The organism is Brucella sp. H1_1004, from assembly GCF_047308065.1.
Lineage (GTDB): Bacteria > Pseudomonadota > Alphaproteobacteria > Rhizobiales > Rhizobiaceae > Brucella > Brucella pseudogrignonensis_B.
Genome location: NZ_JAYKZA010000002.1, coordinates 617,155 through 630,577, shown reverse-complemented (window position 1 = coordinate 630,577; position 13,423 = coordinate 617,155). Strand labels below are relative to the sequence as shown.

Genomic DNA, 13,423 nt, shown 5'->3' with positions numbered 1-13,423 from the left:
ACTGATAAAAGACTTGCAACAAGCCTTCATCGCATCAGACGGAAGTGAACTATGAGCAAGCTGAAAGACGTTAAAAAGGTCGTTCTTGCCTATTCGGGCGGTCTCGACACCTCAATCATCCTGAAATGGTTGCAGACTGAGCTTAATGCAGAAGTCGTTACCTTTACCGCCGATCTCGGTCAGGGCGAAGAGCTTGAACCAGCACGCAAGAAAGCGGAAATGCTCGGTATCAAGGAAATCTTCGTTGAGGATGTGCGCGAAGAATTCGTGCGCGATTTCGTCTTCCCAATGTTCCGCGCCAACGCTGTCTATGAAGGCGTCTATCTGCTCGGCACTTCGATTGCCCGTCCGCTGATCTCCAAGCACCTGATTGATATCGCCAAGAAAACCGGCGCTGATGCGATTGCACACGGCGCGACCGGCAAGGGCAATGATCAGGTTCGCTTCGAGCTTTCTGCTTATGCACTGAACCCCGACATCAAGATCATCGCTCCATGGCGCGACTGGTCGTTCAAGAGCCGTACACATCTGCTCGAATTTGCTGAACAGCACCAGATCCCTGTTGCGAAAGACAAGAAGGGCGAAGCGCCGTTCTCGGTTGACGCAAACCTGCTGCACTCCTCATCCGAAGGCAAGGTTCTGGAAGATCCGGCAATCGAAGCACCGGAATATGTGCATATGCGCACGATTTCGCCAGAAACCGCACCAGACACACCAACCATCATCAAGATTGGCTTTGAAAAGGGTGATGCGGTTTCGATCAATGGCGAACGTCTGTCGCCTGCAACGCTGCTTGCCAAGCTCAATGATTATGGCCGTGACAACGGTATTGGTCGTCTTGACCTCGTTGAAAACCGCTTCGTTGGCATGAAATCCCGCGGCGTTTATGAAACACCAGGCGGCACGATCCTGCTGGCTGCACACCGCGCCATCGAATCGATCACGCTCGACCGTGGTGCAGCACATCTGAAAGATGAGCTGATGCCACGCTATGCAGAACTTATCTATTACGGCTTCTGGTTCTCGCCAGAACGCGAAATGTTGCAGGCTGCAATCGACCTCAGCCAGCGTCACGTCGAAGGTGAAGTCACGCTTAAGCTCTATAAGGGCAATGTGATTGTGACCGGTCGTGAATCGGACAAGTCGCTCTATTCCGACAAGCTCGTGACATTTGAAGACGATCAGGGCGCTTATGACCAGAAGGACGCAGCCGGCTTCATCAAGCTCAATGCGCTTCGTCTGCGCACATTGGCTGCACGCGACCGTCGCTAAGCCGATAGGATAAAGATAAAAGCCCGCCTCCCGGCGGGCTTTTTCTTTTCAAGAACGAAACGGAGTGTGGGCCGTGTTTCTTTATCTTGCGATGCCTCTTTGCATTCTGCTCGGCCTATTTCTACTGGTACGGTGCATTTCTGTCCTTTGGGGCATTATCATGCCAGCGATCCGTCATCGCTTTAAAGCCGATGGCCAGCCACATGTCGTTCATCTGCCAAACGCCGGACGATACACACTCAGTATCGTTTTTCCGCCGCTGACGATTGTCACAGGCATCGCTTATTTCTCAACGCAATTTGCAATCAAGTCACAGCCAAGCGGCGCAGCTGTCGCCTATCGTTCTACCAGCCGTTCTCTGCTCAGCGTCAAACGCACGGATATGCGCGGCTATGCTTCTCATGTGCTTGGCAATTTTGAATGTTCAGCAGCCGGCGATTACGAGATAACCTGTCTTACGCCCGATAAAATCCGGTCGAATTTTCAACTGGAAATATCGCCATATGTTTCATTCCTGAAACTCGTGCCGGTAATCTTAGGAACAATATTGGCAAGCGGTATGAGTATCGGCGGAACGATTATGTTTATCCTTTTGCTGGCAGGTAAAATCGGGTGATCATCATATCGCGTGACTGATAGAGCCAAGCATCTTTTCTTCGCCGGGACGTAAGGTCAGCACCCGCACACCATTCGACGTAACAGCCACCGTATGCTCAAACTGCGCTGACAATTTTCCATCACGCGTCACCACTGTCCAGCCGTCTTTTTCGGTCTTTACCTTGGCTGTGCCCTGATTGAGCATTGGCTCGATGGTGAACACCATGCCTTCACGCAGACGAGCCCCTGTGCCCGGCTTGCCAAAGTGCAGAACCTGCGGCTCTTCATGCATTTCACGGCCAATGCCATGGCCGCAATATTCACGCACCACGCTATAATCATGACGCTTTGCGTGACGCTCAATGGCATAACCAATGTCGCCCAGCGTTGCACCGGGTCGTACAGCGGCGATGCCCTTCCACAGCGCTTCATAGGTCACACGCACCAGACGTGAAGCGAACGGAGCCACATCACCAATCATATAGGTCTTGCTGGAATCAGCGATATAGCCGTCCTTCTCCAGCGTAATGTCGAAATTGATGATCTCGCCATTGGCGATGATTTCGTCATTGGACGGCATACCGTGGCAGACAACTTCATTGCTTGAGGCATTGAGCACATAGGGAAAATCATATTGCCCCTTGCTGGCCGGACGCGCCCGCAACTCGTGGGTGATATAATCCTCGACCAGATCATTGACCTGCATGGTACTCATGCCAACAAGTGGCGTGTTGTCGAGAAGCGTGAAGACAGACGCCAGCAGCGCGCCCGAAGCCGCCATCTTTTCCACTTCAGCCTGTGTCTTGATCATGATGACTGAACCGCCAGAATCGAAATTTCCACATGGGCGGCGCGCAACTGCATCTGCACGATTTCATTGAACGAGAGTTCAGGGTTAGCCTGCGCCAGCATACCGATCTTCATCCAGTATTCTGCCTGCGCGTTGATCGAACGGCACATAACGTCACTCGCCTTGCGCAGTTCTTCGTGCAGTTCGTCGCTGATTTTTACGATACCCATAATTCTATTCCATCACCAATATATGAAACATATATAAATCGTATATTCCACTCAATCAAGACCCACCACCTACCCCCTCTGCTTAAACCACTTGCATTTAATATGGCGCCGTATTATATGTCGCCGTATGGAAATTATTGAGCAAAAGCATCATGCCCTTCTGGGCGAATTGGAACGCCGCAACGCTCCCTCAACCGGCGCGTTGAAGGCCTGTTTTGAAATCCTGTCGCTGGCTGCAGCCATTGATCGCGACTGCGCGAACAGGCTCGGCCCCCACAAGCTTTCCGAAGGCAAGTTTGTGCTGCTGTTTTTGTTGCAGAATGCAACTGACGGCCTGTCGCCACACGAGCTGTCGGAACGCGCTGGCGTGACGCGCGCCACCATTACCGGCCTTCTCGACGGGCTGGAACGTGATGGCTTTCTCACCCGTCATGCAGATACGCAGGATCGCCGCAAGCTCACAGTCAGGCTTACACCCGAAGGTGCGCGATTGGCACAAGAGCTTTTTGATCAACATACCGCCTGGATCGCGGGCCTGATGAGCGATCTTTCAACCGGCGAACAGCAACTGCTGAGCACCCTTTTGCGCCGCATCTGGAGCCGAACCGATGCGGGCCAGTCTTTTAAAATCAGTGAAACCCTAAGGGACTTATCATGACTTATTACCTCGCCGAACTTTACTCACCCAAGACAAGCTGGCTGACGCTCGATGCGCAAGGCAGGCAGGCTTTCTTTGAAAAAGTCGGTGCAGGCATGGGCGGTCTCGCAGCACTGGGCGTTGAAGCTTTGGCCTTGGGTCCAGTTGATACCACCAAGCCTTACGCTCCCGAGCAGAGCTTCTTTGCCATCTGGCGTTTCCCGGATGAAGCCGCTCTCGACATGCTTCTGGCCGGAATCACTGCAACAGGCTGGCATGATTATTTTGACACCATCAATGCAGCAGGCGCAGGCACTGACCTTGGCGGTCACCTTGCCCAACTCGCAGGCGCGCCTTTCAAAGAAGCCGCCTGAACTGCAAGACAAATGCTCCCCAAAAGGGAGCATTTGTCTTATCCACACCAACCCACAGATGATCCCGCTTGACTCTTCGCTGACTCGATTCAATACTGGAACATAAAGTGAACAAATAATAGGTTTCAAACGTGAGCGGCATCGACATCGCGACGTTGCGGCGCATGGTTACGGCCATTGAAGGCAACGGCACACAAGGCAATTTTAGCAGTGAAGCGGCCACAGGTTTCGGGCGTGCGCGCAGTTTCACGCTGGGTTTTGCGCAGGCAGATGATGCTTTTCCGCATGGTCTGGCAGGCGATGCTTTGCATGAAGTTTTTGCAGAAAACCCCGGTGTGCATATGGCGGCAACCGGCTTTGCACTGGCGGTTGCGTTGCGGGCGTCCTCTACAAAAAGGCCGATTATCTGGATCGAGGAGGAAAGCGCCTCAAGCGAATATGGCGGGCTCTATCCGCCGGGGCTTCATGCCTTTGGTGTTGATCCGGCGCGGCTGCTGATCGTGCGCTGCCCCACCGCGCAAGACGTTCTCAAAGCATCCAATGATGCGCTTGAGGCGGGAAGCGGTGGCAAGGCTTCGCATCTCATCTCCGGCGTCGTTGCTTCGATAATTGCCCAGCCAAAGTGCCTCGACCTAACCGCTTCGCGTCGTCTGCTGCTGGCAACGGAAACAGCGCAACTACCAGTTTTCCTGCTCAGGAGCCATCGAACGGGCGTTCAAAGTGCAGCCGTCAGCCGCTGGCGGGTAGCTCCCGCGCCGTCGCGCTCCAGCGGAGCGAATGCGCCCGGGAAGCCTGCCTTTTCTGCCGTGCTTGAACGCAATCGGCACGGCACATGCGGGCAATGGATCATGGAATGGAACAATGAAAGCCTTGAATTTGGAGCAGCAGAAAGGGTCAGCAGAACGCATGTTCCTCGCCCTATGGTTTCCGTTTCTGCCAACCGACCGGCTTCGCCGCTCCGCTCCGCATGATGGCAAACAGCCCTCACCACTTGTTGTCACCGAGCGCACGGCCAATGCGCTGCGACTGACCGCGGTGGATATTGAGGCCGCAAAGCTTGGTCTTTTTCCCGGTATGGCGCTGACCGATGCACGCGCACGGGTGGAGAAGCTTGACGTGGCAACAGCTGCACCCCAGCGCGACGCAGCGCTGCTCACGCGGCTTGCCCACTGGTGCGAGCGCTATACGCCACTTGTCGCTCTCGATCAGCCCTATGGGCTGATGCTCGACATTACCGGCTGCGCGCATCTTTTTGGCGGGCTTGCTGCTCTGCGAGAGGACGCAATCATGCGGATTGAACGGGCAGGTCTGCACATACAGGCGGCGATTGCCGATGGCAGCTTTGCCGCACGGCTTCTGGCGCGAGGCACGAAAGGGGGTGTTTTCAGCAAGGCCGGGGCCGACCATTTTTTGCCACGCCTGCCGATCAGTTCTCTTGAACTCAACGAGGCTGCTGAGACGGGCCTTAAACGCGCTGGGCTGAAGCATATCGGCGATGTGATAGCACTCCCACGTGCAACACTGACCGCACGTTTCGGAACCGACCTTGCCACGAAGCTTGAACGGCTAACGCGGCAGGAACGGGCGCCGATTTCGCCCTTGCGGATTATGCCGCTCAGCATAGCCGAACGCCGCCTGTCAGAGCCAGTCACGGTGATGGCGCTTGTTGAGCAAATTTTGCAGGAACTGGCGCAGGAATTATTTGCTTTGCTTGAGACCAAAGGCAAAGGCGCGCTGCTGATCGAAGCTTCGTTCTTCCGGGTCGATGGCGAGGTACGTCATATCCGCATCGAAACCGGCCAGCCTTTGCGCGAAGATCAGATTTTTCTGAGACTGGCTCGTGAGCGGCTCAATGCGCTGACCGATCCGCTCGATGCTGGCTTTGGCTTCGATATGATCCGGCTTGCAGCGCTGCGCTCTGCAGCCATTGCCCAGCGTCAGACGGGTCTGGACCAGAACGAGGAAGATCAGGCCGGTTTCAGCCAGTTGATTGACCGCCTTGCCGCCCGACTTGGCGCAAACCGGGTGCTCACCCCGTTTGCGCGCAACACCCATATGCCAGAACGGGCTTTTGGCCTTCGTTCTGCCATGCAGACAGGCCCCAAGAATGACGCCGATTATGAAAGCAGTGGGACGCTTGTCGGTGATCCGCCAGCGCGGCCGATAAAACTGTTTCATCCGCCGCAGCCAATCGAATCGATAGCTGAAGTGCCCGACAGTCCGCCCTCGTTTTTCCTCTGGCGACGTGTACACCATCATGTACGGCTTGCCGAAGGGCCGGAACGAATCGAACCGGAATGGTGGCTTTCCATCGGTCATGATGTGCCGCCGCTGCGCGACTATTATCGGGTGGAGGATGATAATGGCCAGCGCTTCTGGATTTTCCGCGAGGGACTTTATGACGGCGCCAATCATCCGCGCTGGTTCCTGCATGGGTTATTCGCGTGATGGACCGCTATTTTGAAATGGCTGTGGCCAGCAATTTTTCCTTTCTGAGCGGCGCATCGCATCCGCATGAGCTTGTTTTGCAGGCGCATGCGCTGGGGCTTTCCGGCATCGGCATCGCTGATCGCAACACACTGGCGGGTGTGGTGCGTGCGCATGCGGCATGGAAAGAGTTTCGCGACACATGCGACTTCCGGCTTTTTATCGGCTGCCGCCTTTCCTTCATTGATGGCACGCCGGATATGGTCGTCTATCCACGGGACCGCCCTGCCTATGGGCAATTGTGTCGCCTGCTGACAGAGGGCAAGGGCCGTGCTGCCACCAAAGGCGAATGTCATCTTGAATGGAGCGATCTGCTGTTTCGCGCGCGGCAGTTCCAGATTGCCGTTTTTGCTCCCGACGACAATGAGCCTGATTTTGGCTCACGCCTGACAGAGATTGCAAAGGCCTCTCCCGGTTCAGTCTGGTTGGCGCTGACCATGCCGCATCAGGGCCATGACGGCCGCCGTGCGGAACGCATTGCGCGGTTTGCAGCGGAAGCAAACGTGCCGCTGCTTGCCACCAATGACGTGCTTTATCATCATACCGACCGACGTGCTTTGCAGGACGTGCTGACAGCAACGCGCAATTACACAACCGTTTTTGCCGCCGGGCGAATGCTTGAAAAAAACGCTGAGCGGCATCTCAAGCCGCCACATGAAATGATGCGTCTGTTCCGCAATTATCCCGGCGCAATTGAAGCAACTGCCGATTTTGTGGCGCCCATCACTTTCCAGCTTGATGAGCTGAAATATGATTATCCTGATGAGCCGGTGCCGCCCGGCAAGACACCACAGCAACACCTGCATGATCTCGCATGGGACGGCGCGGCCCGATTTTATGGCGCTGACGGCATACCGCAGAAGGTGCGGGAACTGATTAACAAGGAACTGGCATTGATCGATAAGCTGCAATATGCGGCTTACTTTCTCACCGTCCATGACATCGTGCAATTTGCCAAATCAAAGAAAATTCTCTGTCAGGGGAGAGGATCAGCAGCCAATTCGGTTGTGTGTTTTTGCCTTGGCATAACCGGCGTTGACCCGACAGAAGTCAACCTTCTGTTTGAGCGTTTCATTTCCGCCGAACGCAAAGAACCGCCGGACATCGACGTTGATTTCGAGCACGAGCGGCGCGAAGATGTAATGCAATATGTCTATGAGCGCTACACGAGAGACCGTGCGGCGATTGTCGCAACCGTGATCAGCTATCGCTCCCGCAGCGCTATCCGCGATGTTGGCAAGGCACTTGGGTTAACCGAAGATGTGACGGCAGCACTTGCCAACACGGTCTGGGGCATATCGGGCGGCGGGATCGATAAGGAGCATATCAGGCAAGCGGGGCTTGATCCCGATAATCCCATTATCCGGCGAGCAGTTGAACTGGCGTTGGAGCTGATCGGCTTTCCAAGGCATCTGTCGCAACATGTCGGTGGCTTTGTGCTGACGCGTGACCGTCTGGATGAGACCGTGCCGATTGGTCCGGCGGCGATGGACAAACGCTCTTTCATCGAATGGGACAAGGACGACATTGACGAAGTGGGCCTAATGAAAGTGGACGTGCTATCACTCGGCATGCTCACTTGTATCCGCAAGGCTTTCGATCTTATCCATGCGCACAAACCGCAGCTTTATAACGGCGAAAAACTAACGCTCGCCACTTTGGAGCGTGAGGATAAAGTTGTTTACGACATGCTTTGCAAGGGCGATTCTATCGGTGTATTTCAGGTCGAAAGCCGTGCACAGATGAACATGCTGCCGCGCCTGCAACCTCGCAAATATTATGATCTTGTCATTCAGGTCGCCATCGTCCGTCCCGGCCCTATTCAGGGCGATATGGTGCATCCATATCTGCGAAACAGGAAAAATCCAGAGAACCTGACTTACCCCGCTCCTTCGCCAGAACATGGTGAGCCGGATGAGTTGAAAAACATTCTAGAAAAAACCAAAGGCGTGCCGCTGTTTCAGGAACAGGCCATGAGGATTGCCATTGAAGCGGCAAAATTCACAGCCGATGAAGCCAATCTTTTGCGGCGTGCCATGGCGACTTTCCGCAAGATGGGCACCATTCACACCATGGAAACCAAAATGATCGATGGCATGGTCAACCGTGGCTATGACCGGACCTTTGCCGAGAACTGCTTCAACCAGATCAGAGGTTTTGGTGAATATGGTTTCCCTGAAAGCCACGCGGCGAGCTTTGCGCATCTCGTTTATATTTCCGCTTGGATCAAGTGTCATCACCCGGAGGTGTTCGCGGCCGCTCTGCTTAACTCACAGCCGATGGGGTTTTATGCGCCAGCACAGATCGTGCGCGATGCGCATGAACATGGTGTGTGCGTGCTGCCGATCGATGTGAATTTCAGTCATTGGGACAATACCCTGGAAAACAGAACCAATATGCAACCCGCACTTCGACTTGGCTTTCGTCAGATTGATGGATTTTCTAAGCGCAATGCCGACCTTCTTTCTGCTGGTCAGCATGATCCTTATCGCAGCATTGAGGGTATGCATCGCCGTCTGCGGCTTGACCGGCGTACTTTCACGCTTCTGGCGGATGCTGATGCTTTTGGCTCGCTGAACATTGACCGCCGTGCCGCTTTATGGGCTGTGCGTCGCCTGCCCAATGATGAAACACTACCGCTCTTTGTGGCTGCTAAGACCAGCGAACTGGCGGAAGAGCCGCGCACGATGCTGCCCGAAATGGCGGCTTCTGAGCACGTGATTGCTGACTATGAGACAACCCGGCTCTCGCTCAAAGGTCATCCAGTCGAATATCTGCGTGAAAGGCTCACGGCAGAAGGTGTTTCCACTTGCAAAGCCATACAGCAAGCAACACAGAGCCGCCGCATGAAAGTGGCGGGTGTTGTCACTGTGCGCCAACGCCCGGGCAGCGCGAAGGGTGTTGTGTTTCTCACCATCGAAGACGAAACCGGCATTGCCAATATTGTCGTCTGGCCGAAGATCATGAAGACCTTCCGCCGTGAGGTGATGGGCGCACGGCTCATCCTGATTGATGGGCAGGTTCAGCGCAGCCCGGAGGGCGTCGTGCATCTGGTTGCATCAAAGCTGGAAGATCGTTCAGCGGCTCTTATCGAAATGAGTGGGCGCGAACCGCAAAGGCTCATTGCGCCCTCACAGACGACCGCACGTCACCCACGGAATGTGAAGATCATGCCTAACTCACGCGACTTTCATTAGGATTGAGGTTCACGTTCCGACAACAAACACCGCACAGTAATGGAGTGCTGCACCGACCACGACAAAGCCGTGCCAGATCGCATTCTGAAACCGTAACCGTTCCCAGACATGGAAGATAACACCCAGTGAATAGACCATACCACCAGCGGCAATCAGCCAGAACACAGCCGGTGGCAACGATTGCACCATGGTGTCATAGACCATCACACCACTCCAGCCGAGCGCCAGATAAAGCAGGATCGACAGCCGGTCGAAACGTCCCGGCATGAAGAGTTTGAGCATGATACCAATAAAAGCCACCCCCCAGACAAAGAGCAGCAGCGGCACAGCCCTGTCACCCATATGCACTGCGAAAGGCGTATAGGTTCCGGCAATCAGCAGATAGATTGCAGAATGATCGAAGCGACGCAAAAACCATTTGGTCGGCGAAACAGGCCAGATATTATAAACAGCCGAGACACTAAGTGCTGCCAAGAGGCTTGCGAGATAGACCCCGGATGAAATCGAAGTGGCCGCTGGCATATTCGGCAGGAAATAAATTAGCATCGCGATGGCACCGGCAAGTGCCAGCGTGACGCCCAACACATGAACGACACCATCGGCCCAAAGCTCCGCGCGGTCATATTTCCATTTGACTGAATAAGGCAGCCTTACATCCATCGCGCTTTTCCATGTTCACAAACGAAACTTGTGATGACATCAGATTGCAGCGTCAAGATGACAGCGTGTCGTTTGTTTTTTTACTGAGCGGCAGGCGCGAATGAAGCCTGAACAGGTGTAACGCCCGGCAGGGGCACAGCGTCGCCTTGTGGGAGAACTGCTGGTTCTACCGACGTTGCGGCTGCCGCAACCGTCGGGCCATTGCGCTTCAGGCTACCGTCGAGACCAGTTTCCTGCAAAAGCCCCTTGCGCTTGGCATCGTAATAATAGCCGCGTGCATAATAACGGACTGCCTGACTTTCATCACCACCAGCCACCTTATAGGCACCCGACAGATAACGAACGGCATATTTCAGATTGGTCTCCGCATCGAGCAGCCCCTTAGGGTTGCCCTTATACCCCATACCGCGCGCAGTCGGATGGCTGATCTGCATCAGACCCCAGTAAGGACCGTTGCGCGCGCCGGGATTGAAGCGGCTTTCGCGATGCACCACGCGGCGCACCAGACGTTCCGGCACATCATAAGCAACCGAATATTTGGTAATCAGATCATCGAGACCTTCAGGTGCATGGTCCGGCGTTTCAAATGCCATACTGGTTGCAAGAGAAGCGGGCGACGTTGCGGCCTGCGCACTGGCAAAAGCAAGCATCGGTTCAGATTGTCCGCGAACACCCGGAATTGGCACAACCGATGGAAGCACGGGGGTTTCAAGCGATGCAACCGTGTCCGCGCCCGCAGCCTCGTTCGCAGCCGCAACCGCAGTGGTTCCAGCGGCAGGGGTGACGACATCGCCAGTTGCGGTTGTTGTTGTGGCGGTCGCAGAATTTTCTGTTGGTGTGATCAGCGCGGTTTTTGCAGTCTTGCCATCATTTGTCGTGTTGCATGCACTCAATGCAAAAGCGCACCCAAATAGCAGCGCGCCTTTAAAGAGCGGAAGAACGAATGGTTTTGAAAAAGACTGAAATCGCATGATCCACCGACCCTATGAATCAAAATCTTGTTCGATGCGTTTTTCGAGTTCAACCAGATCGTCTGGCAAAGGCATACCTGTCGCTTTGAGCGTATTAAGCTTCTCGCGAACGATTTCACGAACCTCGTGAACGTCCTGCGGCTGGTTTACCATCTGCTCAAACAGCAGAGCGATCTCTGCCTTGATGTCCTCGAATGCCATAAGATCCTCTTGGCTTAACAGGCGCAAATAAGGCCCGGTTCAGTCAATATTCTTTCAATCGATGACAGTGATGTACCACGCTAAATGCGCAAAGCGGAAGCCCTGAAAGTCAGGCAAGCGTCAAAATGAATATTTCAACGCGTAACAGAGCCATGTTCCGGCTCATAGAATTCGCGGCAACATCGTGTCTATCGCATTGAATTCATGCGCAAAAATTCCAAAGTCATCAAAGCCGATCCCACCATTTGGATCAAACAGATAAATGCTCATCCAGATCAGCGCCACAGTCAGCACAATCGCCAGAATCGTCAAAAGCAGAAGGCGGCGACCGAGAGCGGCCTTGTAGCGCGCTCCCTCAGGTGGAATCTTATTCATCATCAATCGTCATTCGTGGCGTTCAAATCTTCAGGCGGTGTACCATGTTCCGGCGCAGCCGCAAGATACCCCTGATGCACAAGTGCTTTTCGCAGAATCAGAATAGTTGCCTCGGTCTGATTGATGCCTGGATGCGTCTCGTTGATGAAGCGCTCAAGGGCGTCATGAACGTCAGTCGGCAAATAAATACTCATCATTCCTCCGTGATCAGACGACTTTGACAATAATCGAACCAATGCCGCTCACAGCCCCCTCCAGCACGTCGCCGCGCTGAACTGCATCGACACCCGCAGGTGTGCCTGTATAAATAAGGTCGCCGGGTTGCAGTTCAAACAGTGACGAAAGATAGGAAATCGTCTCGGCAACCTTCCAGATCATCTGATTGAGATCGCCAGACTGGCGGGTTTCACCGTTGATTTTGAGCGAAATCTCAGCCGATTCGGGATGGCCAATTTCCGAAGCGGGCACGATGGCCGAGCACGGTGCGGAATGCTCAAACGCTTTTGCAACTTCCCATGGACGACCAGCTTTTTTGGCCACGGCCTGCAAATCGCGCCGTGTCATGTCGATACCCACCGCATAACCAAACACATGATCGAGCGCTGTTTCGACCGCAATATCCTTGCCGCCCGTTTTGAGTGCAACAACCAATTCTATCTCGTGATGGACATCTTCGGTCTTTGGCGGATACGGAAAGTTACCGCCATCAATCACCAGACTATCAGGGTTTTTCTGGAAGAAAAATGGCGGGTTACGAGTAGGATCGCCGCCCATTTCAATGGCGTGCTCAGCATAGTTCTGACCGACGCAATAAATGCGGTGCACAGGAAAGCGCGCTTCTGTTCCCCTAACCGGCACGTAAGGCTGCGGCGAAGGCTGAAAAACATAGTTAGTCATGAAAAGCTGATCCCGTGAAATGTAAATGAGGTTTTTATCATGCAGGCAAGAATCACCACCTGCAAGCCTTACCCGAGCAATTTTCCGTCATGAACTATGCCGTTTTGACAACGTAATTCGCATCGCGTGAGGATGAGACAACGAGTTTTGCATTCGGAATATCATTGGACAGTGCGCGTTCGCGTGCGGCATCGGGCGTATGCCCATGGTCAAGCCATCGCTGAATAAGTCGGCGTTCAAGCTCGGCCAAAGGAACATCGAGAAAGATCGTCATATCAAAGAATGGTGCAAGTCGCGTCCATGGCTCCTGATTGAGCAGCAGATAATTGCCCTCGACCAGCAAAATCCGATGATCGGTACGCACGATAGACGCACCCGCACGCGCAAGGTCGAGTGTGCGGTCGAAAACCGGAATGACAACATCTTCCGATGTGTTTTTGAGACGCTCCAGAAGTGTGGCAAAGCCTTCGCAATCAAAGGTCGGAGGGGAGCCTTTGCGGCTGCGTAAGCCGCGCTCATCCAGAATCGCATTATCAAGATGAAAGCCATCCATCGGTACAATGACCGCTGGCCCTGACTCACCCTGATTGATTGCATCGCGGAGATATTCTGAAATGGTGGATTTGCCAGCGCCGGGCGGACCAGCGATGGCCACGATCAGTCGGGCATCCAATTGGGAAAGCGTTGATAGAATTTCAGCGGGCAGGCTTTCCGCTTGGAAAGGCTTCATATGGC

The 13,423-nt window shown here is 54.2% G+C and carries 16 protein-coding genes; 7 read left to right on the top strand and 9 right to left on the bottom strand.

Annotated features, from left to right (window positions below; all coding sequences use genetic code 11):
- Positions 1-51: 51 nt before the first annotated feature.
- Both U2P60_RS10260 and U2P60_RS10255 read left to right on the top strand, forming a co-directional pair.
- Positions 52-1,272, top strand: a complete 1,221-nt coding sequence (locus U2P60_RS10260) for an argininosuccinate synthase (protein WP_313827721.1) — start codon at positions 52-54, stop codon at positions 1,270-1,272.
- A 73-nt stretch (positions 1,273-1,345) separates the two neighbouring features.
- Positions 1,346-1,888, top strand: coding sequence for a hypothetical protein (locus tag U2P60_RS10255; RefSeq protein WP_413572482.1), 543 nt, complete (start codon positions 1,346-1,348; stop codon positions 1,886-1,888).
- Between the two features lie 3 nt (positions 1,889-1,891).
- On the opposite strand, the gene map is transcribed toward U2P60_RS10255, so the two are convergent.
- Together map and U2P60_RS10245 are read right to left on the bottom strand one after the other, a co-directional pair.
- Positions 1,892-2,680 carry a type I methionyl aminopeptidase gene (gene map, locus U2P60_RS10250; RefSeq protein WP_413572481.1) on the bottom strand — a complete coding sequence of 263 codons (789 nt, stop codon included), beginning with the start codon at positions 2,678-2,680 and terminating at the stop codon, positions 1,892-1,894.
- Positions 2,677-2,889 (bottom strand): ParD-like family protein, encoded by a 213-nt coding sequence (locus tag U2P60_RS10245; protein ID WP_413572480.1) that lies wholly within the window; start codon positions 2,887-2,889, stop codon positions 2,677-2,679. Before U2P60_RS10245 ends, map begins: the two co-directional genes overlap by 4 nt.
- A gap of 127 nt (positions 2,890-3,016) precedes the next feature.
- Between U2P60_RS10245 and U2P60_RS10240 the strand changes: the two genes are divergently transcribed.
- The 5 genes from U2P60_RS10240 to U2P60_RS10220 all read left to right on the top strand — a co-directional run bounded on the left by U2P60_RS10240 (position 3,017) and on the right by U2P60_RS10220 (position 9,584).
- Positions 3,017-3,547 carry a MarR family winged helix-turn-helix transcriptional regulator gene (locus U2P60_RS10240; RefSeq protein WP_413572479.1) on the top strand — a complete coding sequence of 177 codons (531 nt, stop codon included), beginning with the start codon at positions 3,017-3,019 and terminating at the stop codon, positions 3,545-3,547.
- Positions 3,544-3,900, top strand: a complete 357-nt coding sequence (locus U2P60_RS10235) for a DUF6616 family protein (protein ID WP_413572478.1) — start codon at positions 3,544-3,546, stop codon at positions 3,898-3,900. Before U2P60_RS10240 ends, U2P60_RS10235 begins: the two co-directional genes overlap by 4 nt.
- A 131-nt stretch (positions 3,901-4,031) precedes the next feature.
- The gene (locus U2P60_RS10230; protein ID WP_413572475.1) at positions 4,032-4,871 is read left to right on the top strand and encodes an ImuA family protein; all 840 of its coding nucleotides are present in this window, start codon (positions 4,032-4,034) and stop codon (positions 4,869-4,871) included.
- Complete coding sequence (locus U2P60_RS10225; protein ID WP_413573751.1) at positions 4,807-6,348, top strand: Y-family DNA polymerase; 1,542 nt, start codon at positions 4,807-4,809, stop codon at positions 6,346-6,348. The genes U2P60_RS10230 and U2P60_RS10225 overlap by 65 nt, the downstream gene beginning before the upstream one ends.
- Positions 6,348-9,584, top strand: coding sequence for an error-prone DNA polymerase (locus tag U2P60_RS10220; RefSeq protein WP_413572473.1), 3,237 nt, complete (start codon positions 6,348-6,350; stop codon positions 9,582-9,584). Before U2P60_RS10225 ends, U2P60_RS10220 begins: the two co-directional genes overlap by 1 nt.
- 9 nt (positions 9,585-9,593) lie before the next feature.
- Here U2P60_RS10220 and trhA read toward each other — a convergent pair whose 3' ends face one another.
- From trhA to U2P60_RS10185, 7 genes are all read right to left on the bottom strand, one after another.
- Positions 9,594-10,244, bottom strand: a complete 651-nt coding sequence (trhA, locus tag U2P60_RS10215; protein ID WP_413572470.1) for a PAQR family membrane homeostasis protein TrhA — start codon at positions 10,242-10,244, stop codon at positions 9,594-9,596.
- An 80-nt stretch (positions 10,245-10,324) separates the two neighbouring features.
- A complete protein-coding gene (locus tag U2P60_RS10210; RefSeq protein ID WP_413572467.1) occupies positions 10,325-11,215 on the bottom strand; it encodes a transglycosylase SLT domain-containing protein in 891 nt (296 codons plus the stop codon).
- Between the two features lie 12 nt (positions 11,216-11,227).
- Entirely contained in the window at positions 11,228-11,416 is a 189-nt protein-coding gene (locus U2P60_RS10205; protein ID WP_313827711.1) for a hypothetical protein, read from the bottom strand.
- 162 nt (positions 11,417-11,578) lie between these two features.
- The gene (locus U2P60_RS10200) at positions 11,579-11,791 is read right to left on the bottom strand and encodes a hypothetical protein (protein WP_313828583.1); all 213 of its coding nucleotides are present in this window, start codon (positions 11,789-11,791) and stop codon (positions 11,579-11,581) included.
- Between the two features lie 2 nt (positions 11,792-11,793).
- A complete protein-coding gene (locus U2P60_RS10195; RefSeq protein ID WP_413572466.1) occupies positions 11,794-11,985 on the bottom strand; it encodes a hypothetical protein in 192 nt (63 codons plus the stop codon).
- A gap of 13 nt (positions 11,986-11,998) precedes the next feature.
- Complete coding sequence (locus U2P60_RS10190; protein WP_413572465.1) at positions 11,999-12,688, bottom strand: fumarylacetoacetate hydrolase family protein; 690 nt, start codon at positions 12,686-12,688, stop codon at positions 11,999-12,001.
- 94 nt (positions 12,689-12,782) lie between these two features.
- Entirely contained in the window at positions 12,783-13,418 is a 636-nt protein-coding gene (locus U2P60_RS10185) for a nucleoside/nucleotide kinase family protein (protein WP_413572464.1), read from the bottom strand.
- Positions 13,419-13,423: the final 5 nt, after the last annotated feature.

What these genes read in the sequence shown, in the direction of transcription:
- U2P60_RS10185 (WP_413572464.1), bottom strand. Translation starts at nt 13,418, where the DNA reads ATGAAGCCTTTCCAAGCGGAAAGCCTGCCCGCTGAAATTCTATCAACG.
- U2P60_RS10195 (WP_413572466.1), bottom strand. Translation starts at nt 11,985, where the DNA reads ATGAGTATTTATTTGCCGACTGACGTTCATGACGCCCTTGAGCGCTTC.
- trhA (WP_413572470.1), bottom strand. Translation starts at nt 10,244, where the DNA reads ATGGATGTAAGGCTGCCTTATTCAGTCAAATGGAAATATGACCGCGCG.
- U2P60_RS10260 (WP_313827721.1), top strand. Translation starts at nt 52, where the DNA reads ATGAGCAAGCTGAAAGACGTTAAAAAGGTCGTTCTTGCCTATTCGGGC.
- map (WP_413572481.1), bottom strand. Translation starts at nt 2,680, where the DNA reads ATGATCAAGACACAGGCTGAAGTGGAAAAGATGGCGGCTTCGGGCGCG.
- U2P60_RS10225 (WP_413573751.1), top strand. Translation starts at nt 4,807, where the DNA reads ATGTTCCTCGCCCTATGGTTTCCGTTTCTGCCAACCGACCGGCTTCGC.
- U2P60_RS10190 (WP_413572465.1), bottom strand. Translation starts at nt 12,688, where the DNA reads ATGACTAACTATGTTTTTCAGCCTTCGCCGCAGCCTTACGTGCCGGTT.
- U2P60_RS10245 (WP_413572480.1), bottom strand. Translation starts at nt 2,889, where the DNA reads ATGGGTATCGTAAAAATCAGCGACGAACTGCACGAAGAACTGCGCAAG.
- U2P60_RS10240 (WP_413572479.1), top strand. Translation starts at nt 3,017, where the DNA reads ATGGAAATTATTGAGCAAAAGCATCATGCCCTTCTGGGCGAATTGGAA.
- U2P60_RS10210 (WP_413572467.1), bottom strand. Translation starts at nt 11,215, where the DNA reads ATGCGATTTCAGTCTTTTTCAAAACCATTCGTTCTTCCGCTCTTTAAA.
- U2P60_RS10235 (WP_413572478.1), top strand. Translation starts at nt 3,544, where the DNA reads ATGACTTATTACCTCGCCGAACTTTACTCACCCAAGACAAGCTGGCTG.
- U2P60_RS10220 (WP_413572473.1), top strand. Translation starts at nt 6,348, where the DNA reads ATGGACCGCTATTTTGAAATGGCTGTGGCCAGCAATTTTTCCTTTCTG.
- U2P60_RS10200 (WP_313828583.1), bottom strand. Translation starts at nt 11,791, where the DNA reads ATGAATAAGATTCCACCTGAGGGAGCGCGCTACAAGGCCGCTCTCGGT.
- U2P60_RS10205 (WP_313827711.1), bottom strand. Translation starts at nt 11,416, where the DNA reads ATGGCATTCGAGGACATCAAGGCAGAGATCGCTCTGCTGTTTGAGCAG.